This is a genomic window from Stenotrophomonas sp. FSL W7-1447 (assembly GCF_037966425.1).
Lineage (GTDB): Bacteria > Pseudomonadota > Gammaproteobacteria > Xanthomonadales > Xanthomonadaceae > Stenotrophomonas > Stenotrophomonas pavanii.
On record NZ_CP150199.1, the window covers coordinates 4,398,075 to 4,418,736 of the forward strand.

17 protein-coding genes and 1 pseudogene are annotated in these 20,662 nt (G+C 65.4%); 7 read left to right on the top strand and 11 right to left on the bottom strand.

Annotated elements, in window-relative coordinates:
- The gene (locus NSQ78_RS20445; RefSeq protein WP_064239425.1) at positions 1 to 1,623 is read right to left on the bottom strand and encodes a hypothetical protein; all 1,623 of its coding nucleotides are present in this window, start codon (positions 1,621 to 1,623) and stop codon (positions 1 to 3) included.
- A complete protein-coding gene (locus tag NSQ78_RS20450; RefSeq protein ID WP_053451501.1) occupies positions 1,620 to 2,741 on the bottom strand; it encodes a tyrosine-type recombinase/integrase in 1,122 nt (373 codons plus the stop codon). Before NSQ78_RS20450 ends, NSQ78_RS20445 begins: the two co-directional genes overlap by 4 nt.
- A gap of 40 nt (positions 2,742 to 2,781) precedes the next feature.
- Between NSQ78_RS20450 and NSQ78_RS20455 the strand changes: the two are divergent.
- Positions 2,782 to 3,384 (top strand): annotated as a pseudogene (locus tag NSQ78_RS20455) (ATP-binding protein); the annotation flags it as partial.
- A 25-nt stretch (positions 3,385 to 3,409) separates the two neighbouring features.
- On the opposite strand, the gene NSQ78_RS20460 reads toward NSQ78_RS20455, so the two are convergent.
- The 4 genes from NSQ78_RS20460 to yidA form a co-directional block, all read right to left on the bottom strand.
- A complete protein-coding gene (locus NSQ78_RS20460; RefSeq protein WP_057494364.1) occupies positions 3,410 to 3,844 on the bottom strand; it encodes an NUDIX domain-containing protein in 435 nt (144 codons plus the stop codon).
- Positions 3,845 to 3,937: 93 nt separating this feature from the next.
- Positions 3,938 to 4,327, bottom strand: a complete 390-nt coding sequence (locus NSQ78_RS20465; RefSeq protein ID WP_064239426.1) for a hypothetical protein — start codon at positions 4,325 to 4,327, stop codon at positions 3,938 to 3,940.
- Between the two features lie 177 nt (positions 4,328 to 4,504).
- Entirely contained in the window at positions 4,505 to 6,823 is a 2,319-nt protein-coding gene (locus tag NSQ78_RS20470; protein ID WP_064239427.1) for a TonB-dependent receptor, read from the bottom strand.
- 356 nt (positions 6,824 to 7,179) lie between these two features.
- Positions 7,180 to 8,013, bottom strand: a complete 834-nt coding sequence (yidA, locus tag NSQ78_RS20475; protein ID WP_064239428.1) for a sugar-phosphatase — start codon at positions 8,011 to 8,013, stop codon at positions 7,180 to 7,182.
- A 149-nt stretch (positions 8,014 to 8,162) separates the two neighbouring features.
- On the opposite strand from yidA, the gene NSQ78_RS20480 reads away from it, so the two are divergent.
- Positions 8,163 to 8,813: an exopolysaccharide biosynthesis protein gene (locus NSQ78_RS20480; protein WP_057494367.1), complete on the top strand. Its 651-nt coding sequence runs from the start codon at positions 8,163 to 8,165 to the stop codon at positions 8,811 to 8,813.
- A gap of 147 nt (positions 8,814 to 8,960) precedes the next feature.
- Here NSQ78_RS20480 and NSQ78_RS20485 read toward each other — a convergent pair whose 3' ends face one another.
- Positions 8,961 to 10,271, bottom strand: coding sequence for a sorbosone dehydrogenase family protein (locus tag NSQ78_RS20485; RefSeq protein ID WP_064239429.1), 1,311 nt, complete (start codon positions 10,269 to 10,271; stop codon positions 8,961 to 8,963).
- Complete coding sequence (locus NSQ78_RS20490; RefSeq protein ID WP_064239430.1) at positions 10,264 to 10,704, bottom strand: DUF2231 domain-containing protein; 441 nt, start codon at positions 10,702 to 10,704, stop codon at positions 10,264 to 10,266. The genes NSQ78_RS20485 and NSQ78_RS20490 overlap by 8 nt, the downstream gene beginning before the upstream one ends.
- 304 nt (positions 10,705 to 11,008) lie before the next feature.
- Here NSQ78_RS20490 and NSQ78_RS20495 point away from each other — a divergent pair, with 304 nt between their 5' ends.
- Complete coding sequence (locus tag NSQ78_RS20495) at positions 11,009 to 12,775, top strand: S8 family serine peptidase (protein ID WP_339207389.1); 1,767 nt, start codon at positions 11,009 to 11,011, stop codon at positions 12,773 to 12,775.
- Positions 12,775 to 13,353: a hypothetical protein gene (locus tag NSQ78_RS20500; RefSeq protein ID WP_049468883.1), complete on the top strand. Its 579-nt coding sequence runs from the start codon at positions 12,775 to 12,777 to the stop codon at positions 13,351 to 13,353. Before NSQ78_RS20495 ends, NSQ78_RS20500 begins: the two co-directional genes overlap by 1 nt.
- 88 nt (positions 13,354 to 13,441) lie before the next feature.
- On the opposite strand, the gene NSQ78_RS20505 is transcribed toward NSQ78_RS20500, so the two are convergent.
- The 3 genes from NSQ78_RS20505 to NSQ78_RS20515 all read right to left on the bottom strand — a co-directional run bounded on the left by NSQ78_RS20505 (position 13,442) and on the right by NSQ78_RS20515 (position 17,990).
- Positions 13,442 to 14,740 carry an aminotransferase class V-fold PLP-dependent enzyme gene (locus NSQ78_RS20505; protein ID WP_149901739.1) on the bottom strand — a complete coding sequence of 433 codons (1,299 nt, stop codon included), beginning with the start codon at positions 14,738 to 14,740 and terminating at the stop codon, positions 13,442 to 13,444.
- On the bottom strand, positions 14,740 to 17,142 hold the full coding sequence (locus NSQ78_RS20510; protein ID WP_080473177.1) for a TonB-dependent receptor: 2,403 nt from the start codon (positions 17,140 to 17,142) through the stop codon (positions 14,740 to 14,742). Before NSQ78_RS20510 ends, NSQ78_RS20505 begins: the two co-directional genes overlap by 1 nt.
- 218 nt (positions 17,143 to 17,360) lie before the next feature.
- Positions 17,361 to 17,990: a hypothetical protein gene (locus tag NSQ78_RS20515; RefSeq protein ID WP_223224750.1), complete on the bottom strand. Its 630-nt coding sequence runs from the start codon at positions 17,988 to 17,990 to the stop codon at positions 17,361 to 17,363.
- Between NSQ78_RS20515 and NSQ78_RS20520 the strand changes: the two genes are divergently transcribed.
- From NSQ78_RS20520 to NSQ78_RS20530, 3 genes are read left to right on the top strand one after another with little or no spacing between them, the layout of a single operon-like run.
- Positions 17,959 to 18,786, top strand: a complete 828-nt coding sequence (locus tag NSQ78_RS20520) for an AraC family transcriptional regulator (protein ID WP_064239433.1) — start codon at positions 17,959 to 17,961, stop codon at positions 18,784 to 18,786. The two genes, NSQ78_RS20515 and NSQ78_RS20520, sit on opposite strands and share 32 nt — an antisense overlap.
- A gap of 13 nt (positions 18,787 to 18,799) precedes the next feature.
- Complete coding sequence (locus tag NSQ78_RS20525) at positions 18,800 to 19,879, top strand: alpha/beta fold hydrolase (protein ID WP_064239434.1); 1,080 nt, start codon at positions 18,800 to 18,802, stop codon at positions 19,877 to 19,879.
- Positions 19,880 to 19,933: 54 nt separating this feature from the next.
- Entirely contained in the window at positions 19,934 to 20,605 is a 672-nt protein-coding gene (locus NSQ78_RS20530) for a VOC family protein (protein WP_064239435.1), read from the top strand.
- Positions 20,606 to 20,662 lie beyond the last annotated feature (57 nt).

Genomic DNA, 20,662 nt, shown 5'->3' on the forward strand with positions numbered 1-20,662 from the left:
CTACTCCAGACCAATAACAGGGACAGATACGGAGAGCTTCTCTGCTTCACGAAGAACCACTTTCGTAACCCTGCCAAGCAACGCAGACAGGATTTCGTGCGAATTCTCGTACGCGTGCTTGTACCTGGCAGCCACGTCACGAGAGGTCACCGCCAGTCTCTTGATTTCGTCAAGTTCCCGTTGAGCAGCAATCATGCGTGCAACGTGCCGCGGACTATCCAGCACAGCTACGCTATTGGGGCAGAAGGCGCAGTAAAGGAAATCCAGGCACTTCTGACCCTTCTTGGATGCGGGCGCTTCACCTGAGAGCGCGTCGGTGCAGTCGTAACCCTGGGTAGTCTCGTAGTTTCTTGGATGCAAGCCCACCGCTTTTGCGGACTGGACTACCTTCCCCATAAATCCCAACAATTTCGCTTGTGCGGCCCCCTTGCGCTCAGGCGACCTAATATAGAGGCCGATGGTCTTGGAATTCTTGTGCTGAAGCTCGGATTGGACTCGCTCAATCTTCTCGCCTCGATTCCCAAGGAGCCTCGCGCCGGACAACCTCAAGTCAACAAAATTGAAGTCGGGTAGGCCATGCCGGTCTATGAACAGCGCCAGTTCGTTGTGCCATGACTGAATCGACACGCGACCTATGCTGCCACGACACAAACTAAGGAAGACCGTGTCCGCACGAGCACCCGCAGCGATACGAAGTACCGAAGTGAATTCGACTACCTCGCCGATCAATTTTGGGATGGCGTACGCACCTTCGGTACTGACTGAAGCCGAGCTCTGCTCAGTCGCCCTGAATTTATCCCAGGTGAATTCTTTCTTTAATGGGTCGACGGCATGATCACTGATGCAATCAACGCATAAGGCCATCAAACCCCCAGGATTCCCGCCCGTTTCGATTGCTATGTACAGCAGGTATGGGATGTAGTCGCAGATCTCTAGAAATAGGTACCTCTTTAGAGGCCGGTACTTTACGCTGTATGGCGTAAAGCCCGCCGCACAGAGATTTATCTTTCCGAGTACGCCTTGGGCCATCCCTCGACGCATGCCATCTAGGTCAGCTCTATCCTTGGCTGTAAGGCATTGCACATCAGCTCCATTTGCCAATGACGCCATCACCCTTGTACGCGCCCTTACCTCATCGATCCCCTTCTTTGAAGCGATGAGAATGCCACGCATCTCCTCTTCGGAAAGGATGTTTTCTCGAGAACACTCCTCTTCCCTCTGGAACTGACCTCGGGGGAAGTATATGTTCATCCATGTCACCGAGTTCTCGGTGTCGTTAGTGGCGAGCCAAGCATATATCTGTCGAAGCAGGTTAAAATGGCTTCCCCCAGTCTTTAGCAAGAGCTTCGCCTTAAGCCACTCCGCGTATCTCTGCGAGATCGTAGAGGACCTCATATTCTTCCACGGGTCGCCGTCCAGCTCGGTCAGAAAGTTTGCGAACTTTCGGATTGAGCCCCATGCTTGCTTTCGACTCTGCACCCTGTAAGTAGAGGTCACGCCGGTGAAGGCATTCAGCAACGCGTGAGTGGGCTTGCGGGGAAGGCCTAGCCGGGAGAAGTCATAGATGTTGACTGGGTCGCCAGGCGCATCGCCGGCGAAGACGGCCTCCGAGACGCCACTCATCCCAATGCCTCCTCTGTCTCAAGGATTGCCCTAAGCGTGCCTGAATCTATGGAGCTGACGGAGGCCAAGTAAAGCTCGGTTGTCTCTGCACTGTTGTGCGCAAGAAGATGCTGAATGACCTTGATCGAGTTGATGTTTGCACCTCGCCTCTCCATCTCCTCGAGACGACTCTTCATATGCGCGGCGAAGGTATGTCGCGACATGTGCGGTGTCACGTTCAGGCCAAGCACTTTCGCAGCTCGCCTGAAGGCTTGGTAGTAGGACTTCGATGTGACCGGCCTGCCTCTCGAGTTCAGAAAGACCCGGCTTGTTTTCTCAGTGGAGTTCGCAGCTGCCTTGTTCCTACTTGTCTGGCAGTAATCGAGTGTTCGTTGTGCCAAGCGGGAGGTCACCACCAGATTGATGACTTTTCCGCCCTTCGTCCGAGTCTCGATGTAGTTGACATTCAGTGCGTTCTTTGGAAGCTGTGTGAGATCGAGATCTGCAACGGTGGTGCGACGAGCGCCCGTCCCGAGAGTCCAAAGGAACATCAGTGAGTAAGGCATTTTCAGGGTTGCCGCCATGAGCGAAGTCTCCTCCGGACTCATGGCACGCACTTTTCTCTTGTAAGCCTTTGCCCGCCGCAGCCGACTAGTTCGAGCGAGGAACTGTTTGATCGGCTCCGTCTCCCAGGACCCGCCTGAGTCTGCCAGGCCCTCACCGTCCCAATGCTCCAGAAACTTGTAGAACTCTCGAACGGTGGTCGTCCGTAGGTTGATCGTTTCGCTAGCTAGTCTTCTCTTTCGATTCGGTGCCGTGGACAAGAAGCGACGGTACTCGCTGAGCAGCAATGCAGTCGGCCTCGTCCAGTCGCCTCCGTTGCATTCGACGAATTCCAGCCAGCTCTTCAGCCCTTCGGCGTAAGTGGAGAGCGTCTTCTCCCTGCTACGGGTGGAGTCGATTCGAAATGTGTCCAGGAGAAACGCAAAGGCCCCCCAATGAAGCTGCCCTTCTTCAGAAACCAGAAGGGGGAAGCGGGGCTCGAGTCTCGGGAGGGGAGTCTCTTCAAGCGCCGCAGAAGCCGGAATGAGCTTGTTCAGCTCGGTAAGCGGGATCTCTGAAGTCCGCAGCAGATGCATTGAGCACTCCTCGGGGGTTTACATGTACCATGCTACCCTAATTCCGGAGTGGAACCGCAGTGCGTTGGAGACTCTGCGAGAGCCGCTGGAATCCGGCCACATTCGCATCGCCCGCGCGGCACGCAGCGTGCAGTATCCCGCGCGATTCCAGCTGGTGGCGGCGATGAACCCCTGCCCGTGCGGCTGGGCCGGTGACCGCAGCAACCGCTGCCTGTGCAGCGACGAGCGTATCAACCGTTACCGTGCGCGGGTGTCTGGTCCGTTGCTGGACCGTATCGACCTGCATATCAGTGTGGCGCGCATGGACGCAGTGGAGTTGCGGGAGAGCACGCCGCTGGGGGAGCCCAGTGCTGCGGTACGTGCACGGGTGGAAGCCGCCCATGCCAAGCAGCAGGTGCGTGGCGGGCTCAACGCGCATCTGCCGCCGGCGGCACTGCGGGCCTGTACCCGACTGAGCGAGGCAGATCAGGACATGCTGGAACAGGCCATCGAGCGCCTGCAGCTGTCTGCGCGGGCGATGCACCGGATTCTGCGGGTGGCGCGCACGATTGCCGATCTGGCGGGTTGCGAAACGATCCAGACAGCGCATCTGGCCGAGGCCATTGGCTACCGGCAGTTGGACCGCGGGAAGGCGAGCACGTAATCGCAGCGGGCAGAATCAAGCCGCGTCATGCGGGCACACGTTCAAAAAGATCCGGCAGCCATTCCGGCTTGAACAGGGAAGCAGGCTGTTCTCTCATCTCTTCTACGCGCCACCATTTCCACGCCCTGATCGTGGCATTTTCCTCCTCCGTCCACCCGTCACGCTGGATGTCGGGCTGGTTGGGGCTGCGGACCAGAAAATATTCTTCCAGCCATCGCGCGGGCGTTGATCGGGCGACCGCGTAGACGGCATCGCGCTTTTCCAGCCGCACGCCTATCGGCAGATCCAATCCGGTCTCCTCCCTGAGCTCACGCCGTGCGGCGTCCACATATCCCTCCCCGGGCAGAAGCTCCCCGCCCGGTGTAGCCCAGAAGGGAGCGTGGTGTTCATCGTGATACCGGAACAGCAACACCGCATCCTCAGCAACGATCACAAGGCGTGCAGATCGTCTGATTTCCATCGTTTCCCGTCCTTACCGGCCCGCCCCAGAATAGGCCAAAAGCAGGCGGACCAAGAGAAAGCCATCAACGCGTGTCGATTCCTGGCCAGTGATTCACTTTCCCGGCGTGGGCGCTTGTCGCCGGACGGCAACGGACGCCATGCGGCGGCTGACAAGGCCGAAGAGGTCCTGCAGTTCGGCTGCGCGCTCGGGCGTGCTGTTGCTACCGAAAAGCACACGCGCCAGCGCGGCTTCACGGGTGTCATGCGGGAACCGCAGGCGGTCCCGGTACACCTTCTGGCACACCAGCCAGGCCCGGCGCAGCCCGCCGCCGGGCAGCGGGCGGACCACGCGTTCGTAGACCTGCCAGAACTGGTACTCGCCCTGCAGATCAATCGCCGGCGCCACGGAAAGCGCCTGCCGGGGCCGTCGTGGGCCGCCGATGCCGAGCAAACGGGTTGGCGGGGTGTGCTGTGCCATGCCGACAGGATGACCCAGCAACATTGTGGGAACCTTGCGTCGCTGCCAGAAAACCCCTGTTGTTTGCGCAAGGCGGGTTTCTAGGCGGGTTTTGGGGGTCAGAGCCCTTTGCTGCGCAAAGGGGTCTGACCCCTATCATGGGATGGCTGCGGGGTCGGATCCCTTTGCGCAGCAAAGGGCTCTGACCCCACCCTCGCCGCCTCAGAACGCCATCGAGGTGCTGATCATCAGCTGCCGTGGCGCGCTGCGCTGCAGGGTCTGGTAATCCCCCGAGAACGACGAGCCGGCAATGGTGGCGGTGCCGATGTTGTGGCGGTTGAACAGGTTGCTCACGTCCAGCCGCAGCTCCAGGCCGGGCACGGCGCTGTCGGCACCGAAGCGGTAGGCGGCATAGGTGTTGACCTGCCAGAACGTCGGCACGCGGATGTCGTTCTCGTAGGTGAAGGGTTGGCGCAGGTACGAGGTGCTGGTGGCCCCCAAACGCCAGTCACCGAAATGCGCCGACAGGTCGCTGACCAGCGAGATCTGCGGGTAGCCCGGCTGGGCGTTGCCCTTGATCGGGTACACCGTGTCGCCCACCACGAAATCGCTGTCGTAGTACGAACGGGCCACGGCCACGCCCTGATAGAACTGCAGGTGGTCGGTCAGGTCGGCGGTGATGCCGAGGTCGGCGCCGATCACGTGCATCTTCGGCATCAGCCGCACGGTGTTGATCTGCGCGAACTGGGTGCCGATGGCGGCCGACAGCAGGCGGTTGCGGATGTCGTTGTAGAACACGTCGCCGGTGATCGTCAGCCGGTCGACACGATGCGAGGCGCCCACGGTCAGGTTCCAGTTCTTCTCCGGGCGCAGCGTGCCGGCCACGCGGTCGAACTCTTCCTGATCGGTGATGGTCCAGGCCGAGGCGGTGTAGCCGATGTTGCCGCGCTGGGCGACGCGATAGCCGTTCATGGTGTTGGCCAGGTCGATGAAGGCATCGGTGGATTCGGTCGGGCTCCAGAACAGCGAGACATGCGGCAGGAAGTTGCTTTTCGCGCGCAGCGTGCCGTTCACCGGCCGGTCCTTGGCATCGCCGAGGCCGCCTCCACTGGTGCGGAAGTCCACGGCCTTGAAGCCAACGCCCAGCTTCAGCGTGTCGTTCAACACGATGTCGTCCTGCAGGTAGAACTGGCGCGAGCGGGTCACCCAGCTCGATGCGTTGTCGGTCTTGAACGCGGGGCCATACACATCGAACGGGCCGATGGCCTTCAGCGGTGGGCCCTCGCCCAGCAGCGGCTGCTGGTACCACTCGGTCTTGGCCGCGGCCTTGCTCTTCTCCTGCCAGAAACCGGCGGTGACAGTGTGCGCGCCCGCCTCGAACTGCAGGTTGAGCATGCCGCCCAGCCGGTTGAGGCGCGGGGTCTGCACCTGTTCGGAGAACGGCGCGCCGTTGGGCGATGGCACGTTCGGGTCGGTGAGCGTGGCCTGGGTGTGGCTGTTGGCGTTGTACAGCTGCACGTTGCCGCTCAGCGCCGGGCTGATCTGGAAGCGATGGTTGATCGAGGACACCCGGTCGCGGGTGCTCTGGCCGGTGTCGTACGGAATCAGCCCGGACAGTTCACCACAGGTGTAGGCGCCGCAGGATTTGTCTGCGTTCTCCGGCGAGGCCACGTAATACGCCCACGCATAGTCCGGATAGAAGATGTCGGCCTTCCAGCCCAGTTTGCGGATCATGTCGAAGGAGATGTTGTTGTAGCCCCAGACCTGGGCCTTGCTGTCGGAGACGAACACGGTGAAATCGCCCCACGCCACATCCTGCTGCAGCTTCAGGTCACCGCGCAGGAAGTTCTGCGTGCCCTCGCCCTGGTACTTGTCGGCGGACACGCGCTGCAGGTCGACCAGCACTTTCGGGCCATGCTCGCCGAGCTGGCCGCTCTGCCCGGATACGGTGGTGACCAGCGTGTTGTTGCTGCCCACGCCCTGCTTCACGCGCAGGCTGGGCGTGTCCTGCAGGTCGCGCAGCCGGTATTCCAGGCTGCCGCCGTTGACGCTGCTGGAGAACACGCTGACCGGTGCGCCACCGGGGCTGACCGTGATCGCGCCGATGCCATCGGGCACGCCCACGTTCACCACGCTGGTGCCGGTGAGCGAGAGGAAGCCGTTGTCGTTCAGCGGCACGCCTTCGAAGGTGATGCCCATTTCATTCATGCGGAAGCCGCGCACGAACAGGCTGGTGGCCGAGATATCCAGGCCCAGCCCGTCGGTGGCGGTGTAGCTGGCACCGGGCACCTGTTTCAGCATGGCCAGGCCGTTGTTGCCGGTGACCATCGCGTCGAGGTCTTCGGCCTTGATGATGTAGCGGTTGGGGCCGACCACCTGGGTCGGTGCCACGGCCGCACCGCGCGGCGTGGCGATGACCTGCAGGGCGTTGAGCGTGGTGGGCGTGTCGAGCGCGGCGTCGTGCGTGTCTGCGGCGTACGCAGGTGCGGTGATGGCCGCGATGATGGCCAGGGCGAGGCGCGTCGTGGGTGGGGTGTTCATGGCAGTAAATCCAAGTGCAGGGAGAGAGCGGCGCAGGCGCACGCCCAGCGCGATGCAGCACCGGTGTCGGCGCCCTGGCTGGCGATGCGGTTGCGTTGAAGGCGTGACCGCGCGGTGCGTGCCGGTCAGTGGCAGACGAAGACGATCATCTGCCGTGGGATTCGGTGGGGTGATTTCGACGTGCGGAATTCTTGCATCGCACTGCCGCATCCGCCATTGCACCGTGGTACAGCGCGAATGGCGGTGGGGATAGGTGGGCTATACGTGGGTATAGCCCCGGCGTGGTGGGGGCCGACCTTGGTCGGCGCTCGTGTGCCAACCAAGGTTGGCACCTATCAGGGCATAGGGACGCGTGGTTACTGCAGGACGAAACGCTCGATCGCGCGCGCCACGCCTTCGTCGGCATTGCTGCTGGTCTCGAACCGCGCCACCGCCTTCACCGCATCGATGGCATTGCCCATCGCCACGCTGGTACCGGCGTATTGCAGCATGGTCAGGTCGTTTTCCTGGTCACCGATGGCCATCACGTTGGCGCGGTCGATACCCAGGTGCTCGGCCAGCGTCTGCAGGCTCGGCCCCTTGCCTGCGCGGTGGTCGAACACTTCCAGGAAGTACGGCGCGCTCTTCAATACTGCGAAGCGCTCGGTCAGCGCGCTGGGCAGGCGCGCGATGGCGGCGTCCAGCACCTCGGGTTCGTCGATCATCATCAGCTTGATGAAGGACATCGACGGGTCCATGTCTTCCACGCGGCGATACGACAGCGGCATCCGCGAAAGATGCGAGTCGGCCACGGTGTAGTAGCTGATGTCCTGGTTGGGCGTGTACATGCGCTGGCTGTCCAGCGCCTGGAAGTGCACGCCCAGGTCGCGGGCGACCTGTTCGCAGAAGAGGAAGTCGTCGAAGCTGAGCGGATACGCGACCACGGTTTCGCGCGTGCCGATGCGCTGCACCAGGCCGCCATTGCAGGCGATGCAGTAGTCGTCGTTGCCGGTGATGCCGAGCTCGTGCAGGTACGGCGCCAGGCCCGGAACCGGGCGGCCACTGGTCAGCACGATGTGCACGCCCAGCGCCCGCGCCTGCGCGATGGCCTTCCGGGCGCGGGGGGTGAGCTGGTGCGACGGGTCCAGCAGCGTGCCATCCATGTCGATGGCGACCAGTTCGATGGTCGATTGCCTGCGGCCCATGTCCATTGCATTCAACTCGTGCGGGGCACGCCAGTTTACCCCCTCATGCCCGGTTCACCTCTTTGCCCACGTTGGCCGGGATACTTCAGGGGCCTGTGCGTCCCCCACCGCAGGACGGCCCGCTGACCGCCCTTCCCTGGAGAACCTTGCGACGCATGACCTACCGTGCCCCCGAAACCAACGACAGCGCGCCTCTGGCCCAGCAGATCGAGCAGATGATCGAGGAGCTGCCCGGCGACCAGGTGCGCGTCGGCACCCTGCTCAGCGCGCTGGGCGATGAGGGCCTGCTGCTGATCGTGATCCTGCTCTCGGCCATCTTCATCATCCCGGTGTCGATTCCAGGGCTGAGCACCGTGTTTGGCGCCTCGATCCTGCTGATCGGCCTGAGCCGTGTGCGCGACCGCCCGCTGTGGGTGCCGCAGAAGCTGGCGCGCCGCGAGATCGCCACCGACAAGCTGAAGGCCAACCTGGGCCGTGCGCTGAAGTGGGTGCACCGCATGGAGCGGCTGTCGCGGCCGATGCGGCTGGCGGTGATGGTGCGCTCGAAGAAGATGATGCGCCTGAACAACCTGATGCTGGTGTTTGCGACCCTGCTGCTGATGGCGCCGGCCGGGCCGATTCCCTTCAGCAACACGCTGCCGGCGTTGGCGCTGATGTCGTTTGCGATTGGCTTCATCCAGCGCGATGGTGCGGCGGTGGCAGCCGGCTACGGCTTCGTGGTGGCCACGGTGGTGTATTTCGGCGTGCTGCTGGGCGGCGTGGGATTTGCCGCCGAGTCGGTGTTCAGCGGGTTCCGGGCACGCTGAACCCGGTGGTTGAGCCGACGGGGTGGAGTCGACAGGGTAGAGTCGACTGCTCTTCGCTGCTCACAGGAAAAGCACGCGCTGCGCGCGCGAGTCGACTGACAGTCGACTCTACCGGATGTCCTTCGGCCATGGCTCAACGCTACACAGCTACTTGGCTGAGACCCGCCACACCACGTCGCCCACGTCGTCGGCCACCAGCAGCGCGCCCTCGGCATCCATGGCCATGCCGACCGGTGCGCCCATCAGGGTCTTCTCGTCCTTCGAAGTGAAGCCGCTGACCACGGTCTGCGGCCGCCCGGTCGGCTTGCCGTCCTTGAACGGTACGTAGACCACTTCGTAGCCACTCAGTGGCGAGCGGTCCCAGCTGCCGTGCTCGCCGATGAAGGCGCCGCCGTGGTACTGCGCCGGCAATGCCTGGCCGGTGTAGAACAGCAGGCCCAGCGGCGCCACGTGCGAGCCGATGGCGTAGTCCGGCACGATCGCCTTGGCCACCAGGTCCGGCCGCTGCGGCTGCACGCGCTCGTCCACGTGCTGGCCGTAGTAGCTGTAGGGCCAGCCGTAGAAGCCATCTTCCTTCACCGAGGTGAGGTAATCCGGCACCAGGTCGGCGCCGATCTCATCACGCTCGTTGGCCACTGCCCACAACTGGCCAGTGCTCGGCTCCCAGTCCAGCCCGGTCGGGTTGCGGATGCCCGACGCGTAGATGCGGCTGCCACGGGTGGCCACGTCCACTTCCAGCACGACCGCGCGGCGGTATTCGACGGCCAGGCCGTTCTCGGTGATGTTGCTGTTGGACCCCACGCCCACGTACAGCTTGCGGCCATCGCGGCTGGCCAGCAGTTCCTTGGTCCAGTGGTGGTTGATGGTGCTGGGCAGGTCGGTGAACTCCCGGCCCTTGTCAGACATGCGGGTTTCACCGGGCACGTAGTGGTACTGCATGATGTTGCCGGTGTTGGCCACGTACAGCGTGTTACCGATCAGCTGGATGCCGAACGGCGAGTGCAGGCCTTCGATGTAGACGTGCTGGGTCCAGGTGTTCGTGCCTGGCGAGCGGCGCAGCAGGGTGACCCGGTTGCCGCCCTTGCCCGCCTTGCCCGAGCGCGCCTTCACCTTGCCGGCAATCCACTGCTTGGGCGTGGTGACCGGCTCTTCGCCGGGGCCATTGCCTTCCACCACCAGTACGTCGCCGTTGGGCAGGGTCAGCAGCCGGCGCGGGTGCTGCAGGTTGGCGGCGATGCGCTCGATCTTCAGGCCTTGGGCCACCGTGGGGGCCTGGCCGTCGGCCCAGCCCACGCCCTTGGGCACCTGCATCGGCGGCATCAGGAAGTTGGCCGGCTTGGGCAGTGGCGGCTGCGGTCCCGACTGGTCGGCCGGATGGTATTCGGCCTTGCCGGCGCAGGCCGAGAGGGTGACGGCCAGTGCCAGCGCGGCCACGGTGGGCAGGATGTGCTTAGCCATGACGACCTCCCTGCAGCACCGGCGGCTGCAGGGACAGCAGGATCAGGCCCAGCGCGATCAGGGCCACGGTCAGCGCCGACAGAATCGTGCCCGGCACAGCAACGGCGTACGCATCACGGCTGTGCACGAAGGCGTTCCAGATGGCCAGCACCACCGCGACCAGGTTCAGGAAGAAGTCGATGCGGTCGATGCGGGTGGCCGTGCCGTTGCGGCGCCAGACCGCGAACAGGTTGATCAGGCGCGGCACGATGGCGATCAGCAGGCCGAACGTGATCAGCCAGGCGGCGGCCTTGCCCCACATCACCTCGGCGCTGTTGAGATAGGTCGCGTCGAAGATCAGTGCGCCGACGAAGAAGCCGAAGGGTATCGGATTCAACAGGCTGAACAGCGTGGTGCCAAGGCCGCGATGGGCCTGGGCGAGCGGATTGACCATCATCGTGCTCCGTGCGGAAGGGTGCAGGGCTGTAGTAGCACAGCCGGGTGTGAGGGCCGCGCCGAGACACGGTGGATACACACCCTGTGTGGATGCAGGTGCCAGAAGGTTTGCCTCCCCATATGCCGACCGCAGCCGTCGTCATTGCCGCGCCTCATAAGTGTCTGTGACGAAATTCGCACTTCTGCATCTTTCGGGTGTGAAGAGGTAGGGGGTTCTTCGTTGTGTCGCGTTTGGCTCGTTGCGATGGGGCAGTTCCGCCCCGCCGTCCTGCCATGCCGATTCACAACAGAAGGATTCGTGTATGAAGCGACACACGCAACGCTCCGCGCCACCGCGCTCTGCGCGCCTGGCCCTTGCCACTGCCCTGGTGCTGGGCAGCCTGGCCGCCACCGCGCAGGCCCAACAGGCCGACCCGCTGGCGGGTATCCAGTGGCACCTGCTCAACACCGGGCAGACCGTCCCGGCCGACACCCGGCCGGTGGCCGGCAACGACCTGAACGTCGATGGCCTGTTCCGCAACGGCATCCGCGGCCAGGGCGTCACCATCGCCATCGTCGACGATGGCCTGCAGATCGCGCACCCGGACCTGGCCGCCAACGTGGCGGCGGTGGCCGGCAAGAACTTCACCAACGGCTCGAACAACCCCACCCCGACCAACCCGGATGTCGACAACCACGGCACCATGGTCGGCGGCATTGCAGGCGCGGTGGGCGCCAACAACCTGGGCGTGCGCGGTGTAGCCCCGGCGGCGACGCTGAAGGGCTTCAACCCGATTTCGCGCTCGGCCCTGGGCAACCAGCAGAGCAACATCGAGTACGCCTGGTGGGACGGCGCGGAATCGGCCGACGTGCAGGTCTTCAACAACAGCTGGGGCGCCGGCCCGGGCAATCCGAACCTGCCGCTGGCGTACAGCGAAAACACGATTCGTTCGTATGAGCAGGCCCTATCGGGCACGCGCGGTGGCCGCGGCGGCATCTACGTGAAGTCGGCCGGCAACAACTTCAACAATGCCTCGATCAGCCAGACCCAGGATGTCTGCACCACCGACACCAAGAACCGCAACACCGGCTGCGTGCCGGCTGGCCGTGATCCGCGCAACAACCTGTTCAACGTGATCACCGTAGGCGCGGTGCGTGCCGATGGCGTGCGCTCGTCCTACTCCTCCACCGGCTCGGCGCTGTGGGTCTCGGCCTTTGGCGGTGAGTACGGCCTGCAGGCCCAGTACGCACCCGGCCTGGTGGCACGCGCGTACGACCCGGCCATCGTCACCACCGGCGTGACCGGATGCGCGCAGGGCAGCAACACCAACACCAACCGCCAGAACACTCTGGACAGCAACCTGTCGGCCATCGACAGCACCTGCAACTACACCGCCAAGATGAACGGCACCTCGGCGTCGGCGCCGATGGTATCGGGCGTGGCGGCGCTGGTGCTGGAAGCCAATCCGAACCTGTCCTATCGCGATGTGAAGTACATCCTGGCCACCACCGCCACCCGCAACCACCCGAACCAGCCGGCGGTGACGCTGGCCGACGGCCGCACGCTGGTGCCGGGCTGGACGGTGAATGCTGCCGGCCGTGCCTACAGCAACTGGTATGGCTTCGGCGTGGTCAACGCTGCACGCGCGGTGCAGGTGGCCGAGAACTTCCAGTCGCTCGGTGCGCTGGTCGACAGCGGCTGGCGCAACACCACGCGTACCGTGGCCATCGGCAACACCTCGGCCGCCGCCGCACGCCTGACCTTCCAGTTGGCCAACGGCGCGCGCAACATCGAAAGCGTGCAGCTGGGCTTCCGGGTCAACCACCGCAACACGCGCCAGCTGCAGTTCGTGCTGGTGTCGCCCAGCGGCACGCGCAGCGTGGTACAGCCGGCGTTCACCGCGATCGGTTCGGGCACGGGTGGCGCGCAGAGCAACTTCACCAGCTGGGACCTGCTGTCCAGCAATGCCTTCCTGGATGAGAACGCCACGGGCACCTGGACGCTGGAAGTGACCGACATGGGGCAGGCCGCGACCGCTGCATCGCGTGGCAACCTCGAATTCTTCAAGATCCGCGTTCTGGGGCACTGATGATGAAGACGACCATTCTGTTGAGCACGCTCGCCTTCGCGGCGATGACCTCCCCTGCCTGGGCACAGAGCTCGGGGCAGACCCCTCCGGCCAGGACCCTGTCGACCGTGGATGCGCAGGAACTGAAGGCGTCCGCTACCGGTCGCACGTTCGACGTGGGCGGTACGCGTTTCCAGCTGTCGCCCTCGGCAACGGTAAAGCAGGCCAGCGGCGGCCAGTTCACGATCACCCCGCAAGCGGCGGCGACCACCAGCGCGCGTACCAAGCGTTCGCTGGATGGCGCCACCGCCGCGCCTGCTGATGCCGGTGCCGGCAAGTTCGCGGCGGCGGTGTCCCGTGACGGCGCGCCAGTGGTGGCGACGTCGCGGGTCAAGGTGTTCTTCACCGACGCAGCATCGGCCCAGCGCGCGGCTACCGCCACCGGCGGCACCGTGGTGAAGGTGTCGAAGGCGTCGGGCCAGGCGATCGTGGAGTACCCGTCGGTGAACGCGGCGCTGGATGCGAGCACCAAGCTGCTGTCCACCGCCGGTATCCGCGCCACCGAGCCGGACGTGGTGCAGTGGGAAGAGACCAAGTGAGGCGTTGAGTGGTGCCCCGGCCGGCTGGCTCTCCTGGCTGGCCGGGGATCGGTGTGCCGAGGGGTAGGCCCCACCCGATCGGTAGTGGTCAGGCCAGGGCGGAGAGTGCCGTCACCAACGCATCCATCTGCTCGGGCCGGGTGAACACCGACGGTGTCACCCGCACGCAGGCGCCGGAGTCCAACCCGTCGCGATGGGTGGTGAACACGCGATGCTCGTCCAGCAGGCGCTTCTGCAGCGCGATGTTGTCAGCCACGCTGGCGCGCCCGCGCAGGCGGAAGCTGGCCAATGCACTCGCCAGCGCCGGGTCCGGCGAAGACAGCACTTCGATGTGCGCCATCTGCCGCGCGGGCACCGTCCAGCGCTCGCGCAGGTAGCGCAGGCGCGCCTGCTTGTTGGCCGCGCCGATGCGCTGGTGCAGCGCGATCGCCTCCGGCAGCGCCAGGTAAGCGGCGAAGTTGACCGTACCGGTGTGCACACGGCTGCCCACGCGGCCATCGTCGGTCTCGCCCATGTACGGGTCGAGGTCCGCAACGCGGCCCTTGCGCACATACATCGCGCCGACGCCGACCGGCGCACCGATCCACTTGTGCAGGTTGATGCCGACGAAGTCGGCCTTGAGCTGCGGCACCGCGTAGTCGATCTGGCCGAACCCGTGCGCCGCATCGACGATCACGTCGATACCGCGTGCGCGTGCACGCTCGGCGATCTCCGCCACCGGCAGCACCAGCCCATGGCGATGGCTGACCTGGGTCAGCAGCACCAGCTTCAGGCGTGGCAGCCGCGCGAACGCGGCCTCGTAGGCCTGCAGGATCTGCGCATGGTTGGGCACCACCGGCAGCGCAATGCGCTCGACCTGCACGCCACGGCGCTGCTGCAGCCAACGCATCGCGCCGATCATGCTGTCGTAGTCGATGTCGGCGTACAGCACCTGGTCGCCAGGCCGCAGGCGGTTGTAGCCACCGATCAGCGCAAGCATCGCCTCGGTGGCGCCTCGGGTCAGTGCGATCTCGTCGGCGCCCACGCCCAGCAGTTCGGCCACCTGCCGCTGCACCGCCATGTACTGCGCCGGGAACGCATGACGGCCGTACCAGGCATTGCCACGGTTCACTTCAGCGGTATGACGCTGGTAACTGGCCAGCGTTTCGCGGCCCATCGCGCCCCAGTAGCCATTCTCCAGGTGGTTCACTTCGTCGGTGATGTCGAAGTGGCTGGCCACGGCGGCCCAGTAGCTCTCATCGCGGGCCAGCACATCCGGTGCGGCCGAAGAAATGGGGATCTGCATGGACCCAGCGTAGCGCGCGGCGGCGGTGGCGGGCAGTGAAGACAGGGCGGCGGCCGGCAGCAGGGTGCCAGCACGCAGCAGGGAGCGGCGCGTGCGGTCCATCAGAAGCTCAGCCGATACTGCGCGTACAGATTGGCACCGTCGGTGTCATAGGGGGCGTTGCGCGAGTAGACCAGGCCGCGGCTGGCCTGGAAAGTCGCCTCGTCCGGATACCTGTCCAGCACATTGTCGGCACCTACGCGCAGGCTGTGATGTTCGTTGATGCGATAGCCGACGGCCAGGTCGAGGAAGCTCATCGCGCCGAAGCGCTGGTAGATGTCGCCCACTGCATTGCCGCTGGAATCGGTCCAGGCGCCGTAGTAGCGCACGCGCGCCATCAGCGACCATGCGCCCACGTCCCAGTTGCCGGTGAAGCTGCCCTTGTGCTCGGGCAGGCGGTCTTCGAACAGCACGCGCTGGGTCTCATTGGTGGCCACCGAGGTGCTGCCGTTGTCCACGCGGGTGCGGTTGTAGTTGTAGGCCAGGGTCAGCGTCATGCGGCCGGCGCCGAGGTCGCGCAGGTAGTTGCCGACCACGTCCACGCCGGTGGTGGTGGTGTCGAAGTCGTTGGTGAAGTAGTTCACCGAGGTGTAGCCCAGTGGATTGGGCGTACCGGCCGGAATGGCGAAACTGGCCGACTGGCTGAAGCGGTCGGTGAGCTTGATCTGGTAGACATCCACCGAGCCGGACAGGCCCTGATCGGTGCGCCAGGTCAGGCCCAGCGACGCAGTACGCGATTCTTCCGGCTTCAGCGGCCTGGCGCCGAGCAGCTGCGCCAGCGGATCGTTCGGTGACAGGCGACCGCTGGTGAAGATCTGCAGCGTGCGGGTATCCAACCCCTGGGTGGTGCTGGTGGTGTTGAGCTGCGCCGGCGTCGGCGCGCGGAAGCCGCTGGACACGGTGCCGCGCAGGGCCAGGTCCGGCGTGATCGCGAAGCGCGCCGAGAGCTTGCCGTCCAGCGTGCTGCCGAAGCTGGAGAAGTCCTCGTAGCGGCTGGCTGCACCGATGCTCCAACGCTCGCCCAGCGGCACTTCCATGTCCACGTAGGCGGCCTTGCTGCGCTGGCTCCACTGCCCGGCCTGGCTGGCCGAGAAACCCGGCGCGCCATTGGAGTTGGCCTCCAGGCCCGCGGCCGCGCCCGGACCCACCGCGTACGAGGCCGGATCACCGGCGCGCACCTGGTAGGTTTCCTGGCGGAACTCGCCACCGAAGGCGACGTTGATCGGCTTGGACAGCGCAGCCACGTCCCATTCGTAGTTGAAGTCGGCGTTGGCGTTCTTCTCGGTCTGGGTCAGGCGACCGAGGTCGAATGCGGTCGGGCTGGCCGGGCCCAGCGAGGCATTGATCGAGTTTTTAAGACTGTAGTCGATGGCATTGCGGCCATACGACGCGCTGGCATCCCAGCGCAGCTTGGGCGTGATCTCGCCACGCAGGCCGCCGACCAGCTGCAGGTCGTTCTGGACGTTGCCGTACTGCGGGCTGAAGCCCACCGGATACAGCGAACGCAGGTTCCAGCCTGGGAAAATGGCGGTGGTGCGGTAGGCACCGGTGGTGGTGTCCGGGTTGCGCCAGTTGAAATCGCTGACGCCATCGCTGTGGCTGTACAGGCCGAACGCATACAGCTCCAGCGTCTCGCTGGCGTTGGCCTTGACGTTGAAGCCGACGCGGCGGCTTTCCAGTTCCGGCTGGCCCCAGCGCTGCACCGGGTTGGGCACGTCCAGCTCCGGATGCGCAGCCTGGAAGGCGATCGCGTCCGGGCGCTGGCGGGTGCGCGAGGTGGCGTCGGAGTTGGACGATTCGGCAAACAGCACCAGGCTGCCGTAGTCACCCAGCGACCAGCCGGTGCGTGCGCTGAAATCGCGCGAGGCGCCATCGCCCTGCGCATACTGCGAGTAGCCGGCGGTGATCTCGGTGCCCGGACCATCCTCAAGGATGATGTTGATGACGCCGGCGATGGCGTCCGAGCCGTACTGCGCCGACGCACCATCACGCAGCACCTCGATGCGCTTGATCGCACTGGTGGGAATCTGTGCCAGGTCAGCGGCCTGCGCACCGCGGTTGCCGAGCAGCGCGCTGCGATGGAAGCGGCGACCGTTGACCAGCACCAGGGTCTGGTCCGGCGACAGGCCACGCAGCGTCGCCGGGCGCACGAACACCTGGCCGTCCGCCATCGGCAGGCGCTGCACCACGAATGATGGCACCAGCTGCGCCAGCACGTCCTTCAGGTCGGTGGATTCAACGGACCTGATGTCTTCCTTGCTGAACACATCCACCGGCGCCAGCGTTTCGAACTGGGTGCGGTTGGACGCGCGCGTACCGGTGACCAGCATCGCGTCGAGCTGGGTGGGCGCGGCGCGGCTGCCGCCGGCGGCATCGACCGCATCGGCCTCCGCTGCGATCGCGCCTCCTGCGCTGGCCATGGAAAGGGCAAGGAGGATGGAACGCGAAAGCTTCGAACGATGCACGGCAGGGCTCCGGGAGGACGCGGCAGGGCCAGCACCTGCGGGGGTAGCGCAGGCCTGGACAAGGCGCGCAGTCTCGGCGCGATCTGTGAAGGAGGCATGACGTCAGTGCGACAGCTTGATGCGCCAACCAAGATCGGCCCCTGCCAAGGCTCATCCGTAGATCCACGCCATGCATGGATGGGCAATGCAGACCCACGCCCCATCCCCGCACACAGCGGCTAGCCGTTGCCGTTGCCGTTGCCGTCGTCGCCAAAGCCGAAACGGGCCGGCCGTGCCGTTCGCAGCGGAACGAACATCATGGCGGCGAACACCACCAAGGCGGGGGTGGACATGATCCAGATGCCCCTGTTGCGAATCCCGATCCCCATGAAGCCGATCTGCAGATCGCCGATCCACTGCAGCTGCGTCAGTATCATCACCAGCCCGCCGATAGTCGCGCACGGCAACCCACCGTGACCGGCCCCCAACAACGTCGGTGTCAGAAACCCGCCCAGCAACGCGAAGCCGACACGGTACACCCAGGGATTACCGCGCCACCGTGGCGCGCTGAACAACATCAGCAGCATCAGCGCCAGGGTCAACAGACTGGGAAGTACCCAGAGGGCAAGCAGCATTTCGATCATCTCGATCATCGGCCGGGCTCCGCTGGCATGGCATCCCACGTCGTCGATCGCATCCTTGCCCCTCATCACGTCCATGAAGCACGCATTGTTGCGGGTACGCAGGCAGACGCAAGGCCCCGGCAGCGCAAGAACTGCTAAACGCCGCGCCTGCCGATCCGCTACTGTGCCGGCATTGGATCCGGGGAACGGCAGGATGAGCGCGGCAGGCAAGGCGTTGTGGCACATCGAAACCCATGCGGACCAGCCCTTGGCGCTGGCCGACATTGCCGCTGCGGCCGGCCTGTCGCCGTTTCATCTGTCACGCCTGTTCCAGGCCCGCACCGGCACCTCGGTGGTGCGCTACCTGCGCGGGCGCCGCCTGACCGCTGCCGCGCAGCGGTTGGCCAACGGCGCCGGCGACATCCTGCAGGTGGCGCTGGGGGCCGGCTACACCACCCATGCCGCCTTTACCCGGGCCTTCAGCGAACAGTTCGGGCAGACACCGGAACGGGTACGCGAACAGGGCACCGATGGGCTGGCGCTGGTGCAGGCGATCCGCCTGGACGAGGCCCCGTCAGCCTGCATTGAAGCCCCCCGGCTGCTCGATACGCCCGCGTTCCAGGTGGCAGGCGTCGGCATGCGGCATACCCGCGACAGCAGCGGCGCGATTCCGGGCCAATGGGCCCAGCTCAACCGCGAGTGGCCGACGCCGGCACCGGTCAGCTTCGGCGTGTGCTGCAACAGTGATGACGATGGTGGCTTCGACTACATCGCGGCAGTGCCGGCAAGCACGGTGCCGAGCGTGCCCGCGCACTGGCGACGCGTGGACATCCCGGCGCGCCGCTACCTGGTGGCCTGGCACGGCGGACACATCTCGGCCATCCGCTCGACCTGGTTCTGGTTGCTGGATCATTATCTCCCTGCGTCCAACCTGAGCCTTGCCAATGCGCCGGACCTGGAGCGCTACGACGCCCGGTTCGACGAGCACAGCGGCCAGGGCGGCGTGGAAATCTGGCTGCCGGTCGAAGAACGTCCCCACTGACAAGGAGTTGAAGATGCGCATGACCGCTGCTGTGCTGGGAGGAATGCTGCTGGCTTTCGCGAGCGTCGGCGCCGCCCGTGAAAGCGGCGTCGCCGGCGAGCGCCACGGCACGACGACGCTGGCCAGCGCCGCCGTGCGCGACGCAGGGCACCGCGACGCGCTGCGCTACACGGTCTGGTATCCGGCACCGGCCGGCAGCCGCGAAACCGCGCTGACCATCGGTCCACCCGACGCGCCGCTGTTCGACGTCGGCCGGTCGGCCAAGGATGCGCCGGTCGCGGGTAATCGCCTGCCGACCCTGCTGCTCTCGCATGGCAACGGCGGCAGCGCGCGCATGATGGGCTGGCTGGGCACGGCGCTGGCGCGGGCCGGGTATCTGGTGATTGCGGTGGATCATCCAGGCAACAACGGCGTAGACACCCTGACCCTGCCCGGCAGCCTTCTGACCTGGTTGCGCGCCGATGACCTGCGTGCCGCACTGGCGGCCGTGCAGGCCGATCCGGTGCTGGGCCCACATGTCGATCCTGAGCGCCTGGGGGTCGCCGGCTTCTCGGCCGGTGGCTACACCGCGCTGCTGGCAGCCGGTGCGCGACCGGACCTGCAGCGATTGCGGGACTTCTGCACCGCACATCCGGATGACGGCGTCTGCCGGCCCCAACAGGAGGCGGCAACGCACACGATGGAGGCGCGCGTTGCCGCTGCGGCGTCGCCCGCGCTGTCGCCCTGGATGTCCCACGCCAACGACGCACGCGCCATTCCCGGCGTGCGCGCGGTGTTCCTGCTGGCGCCGGCAATCGTGCAGGCCTTTGCGCCCGAGCAGCTCTCCTCGCTGAAACAGCCGGTGTCGATCGTGCTGGGCCAGGCGGACACGGTCGCGCCACCGCAGACCAACGGCGAGGCTGCGCGTGCGGTGATTGCGGGCGCTGTACTGCAGGTGCTGCCCGGTGTCGGCCATTACGATTTCCTCGCCGCATGCACCCCGACCGGACAGCAGCGGCTGCAGGACCTGTGCAGCACGTCGGTGCCGAAGGCGGAGACCCACGCGCAGGCAGCGGACGCGGCAATACGGTTCTTCAACCATTCGCTGCGCTAGTGGCCGCCGGGCATGTCCCGGCGCTACAGTGGGTGCGTCCACGGAGGATCGATCATGCGCCTGCTGCACCTCACTCTGCCGGTATCCGACGTCGCTTCCGTGGCTACATACTTCCACGATGTGCTGCAGCAGCGCGTGGTCGGCAACCATGTGCACATCGGCTGGAGCACGATCGAACTGCAGCCGGCGGGTGGTCACCCCGTCGGTGGCGTGCACCTGGCCTTCAACGTACCGGACAACCGCTTCGGCGAGGCGATGGCCTGGTTGCGCGAACGTACTCCGCTGCAACGTAATCCTGAGGGCCTGGATTACTTTGCGCTGGAGAGCAGCTGGCAGTCGCAGTCGGTGTACTTCACCGGTCCCGATGGCCTGATCCTCGAATTGATCGGCCGCCGCCGTCTGCCGGTCAGCACGCGGGCAGGCGCCTTCCATGGCAGCGAGCTGACGTGCCTGAGCGAGGTCGGCCTGCCCAGCCACGGTGTCGATGCGGTGCGTGAACAGTCCAGCCAGCGCTTCGGCCTGCAACCGATCAGCCCGCCTTCGCCGCAGTTCGCGCCGATGGGCGACGACGAGGGCCTGCTGATCGTGGTTGCGGCGGATCGACGGTGGTTCCCCGAGCAGAAAGACCTGCCCAATGCGCAGGGCGTGCAGCTGCAGGTGGGTGATGTGGGCGGTAGCGGCGAACTGCGTGATGCCGCGCTGGGCTGGCGGGTGTGGGCGGCCTGAGCCACCAGCCGCCCGAAGCGCCGCCGCCGCTGCGACCACCACCGGACCAGCCGCCGG

Excerpts from the sequence above, each read along its gene's own strand:
- NSQ78_RS20480 (WP_057494367.1), top strand. The coding sequence starts at position 8,163 with ATGACCTACCGTGCCCCCGAAACCAACGACAGCGCGCCTCTGGCCCAG.
- NSQ78_RS20515 (WP_223224750.1), bottom strand. The coding sequence starts at position 17,990 with ATGTGCCACAACGCCTTGCCTGCCGCGCTCATCCTGCCGTTCCCCGGA.
- NSQ78_RS20460 (WP_057494364.1), bottom strand. The coding sequence starts at position 3,844 with ATGGAAATCAGACGATCTGCACGCCTTGTGATCGTTGCTGAGGATGCG.
- NSQ78_RS20485 (WP_064239429.1), bottom strand. The coding sequence starts at position 10,271 with ATGGCTAAGCACATCCTGCCCACCGTGGCCGCGCTGGCACTGGCCGTC.
- NSQ78_RS20530 (WP_064239435.1), top strand. The coding sequence starts at position 19,934 with ATGCGCCTGCTGCACCTCACTCTGCCGGTATCCGACGTCGCTTCCGTG.
- NSQ78_RS20445 (WP_064239425.1), bottom strand. The coding sequence starts at position 1,623 with ATGAGTGGCGTCTCGGAGGCCGTCTTCGCCGGCGATGCGCCTGGCGAC.
- NSQ78_RS20505 (WP_149901739.1), bottom strand. The coding sequence starts at position 14,740 with ATGGACCGCACGCGCCGCTCCCTGCTGCGTGCTGGCACCCTGCTGCCG.
- NSQ78_RS20490 (WP_064239430.1), bottom strand. The coding sequence starts at position 10,704 with ATGGTCAATCCGCTCGCCCAGGCCCATCGCGGCCTTGGCACCACGCTG.
- NSQ78_RS20520 (WP_064239433.1), top strand. The coding sequence starts at position 17,959 with ATGAGCGCGGCAGGCAAGGCGTTGTGGCACATCGAAACCCATGCGGAC.
- NSQ78_RS20525 (WP_064239434.1), top strand. The coding sequence starts at position 18,800 with ATGCGCATGACCGCTGCTGTGCTGGGAGGAATGCTGCTGGCTTTCGCG.
- NSQ78_RS20495 (WP_339207389.1), top strand. The coding sequence starts at position 11,009 with ATGAAGCGACACACGCAACGCTCCGCGCCACCGCGCTCTGCGCGCCTG.
- NSQ78_RS20450 (WP_053451501.1), bottom strand. The coding sequence starts at position 2,741 with ATGCATCTGCTGCGGACTTCAGAGATCCCGCTTACCGAGCTGAACAAG.
- NSQ78_RS20470 (WP_064239427.1), bottom strand. The coding sequence starts at position 6,823 with ATGAACACCCCACCCACGACGCGCCTCGCCCTGGCCATCATCGCGGCC.
- NSQ78_RS20465 (WP_064239426.1), bottom strand. The coding sequence starts at position 4,327 with ATGTTGCTGGGTCATCCTGTCGGCATGGCACAGCACACCCCGCCAACC.
- NSQ78_RS20500 (WP_049468883.1), top strand. The coding sequence starts at position 12,775 with ATGATGAAGACGACCATTCTGTTGAGCACGCTCGCCTTCGCGGCGATG.
- yidA (WP_064239428.1), bottom strand. The coding sequence starts at position 8,013 with ATGGACATGGGCCGCAGGCAATCGACCATCGAACTGGTCGCCATCGAC.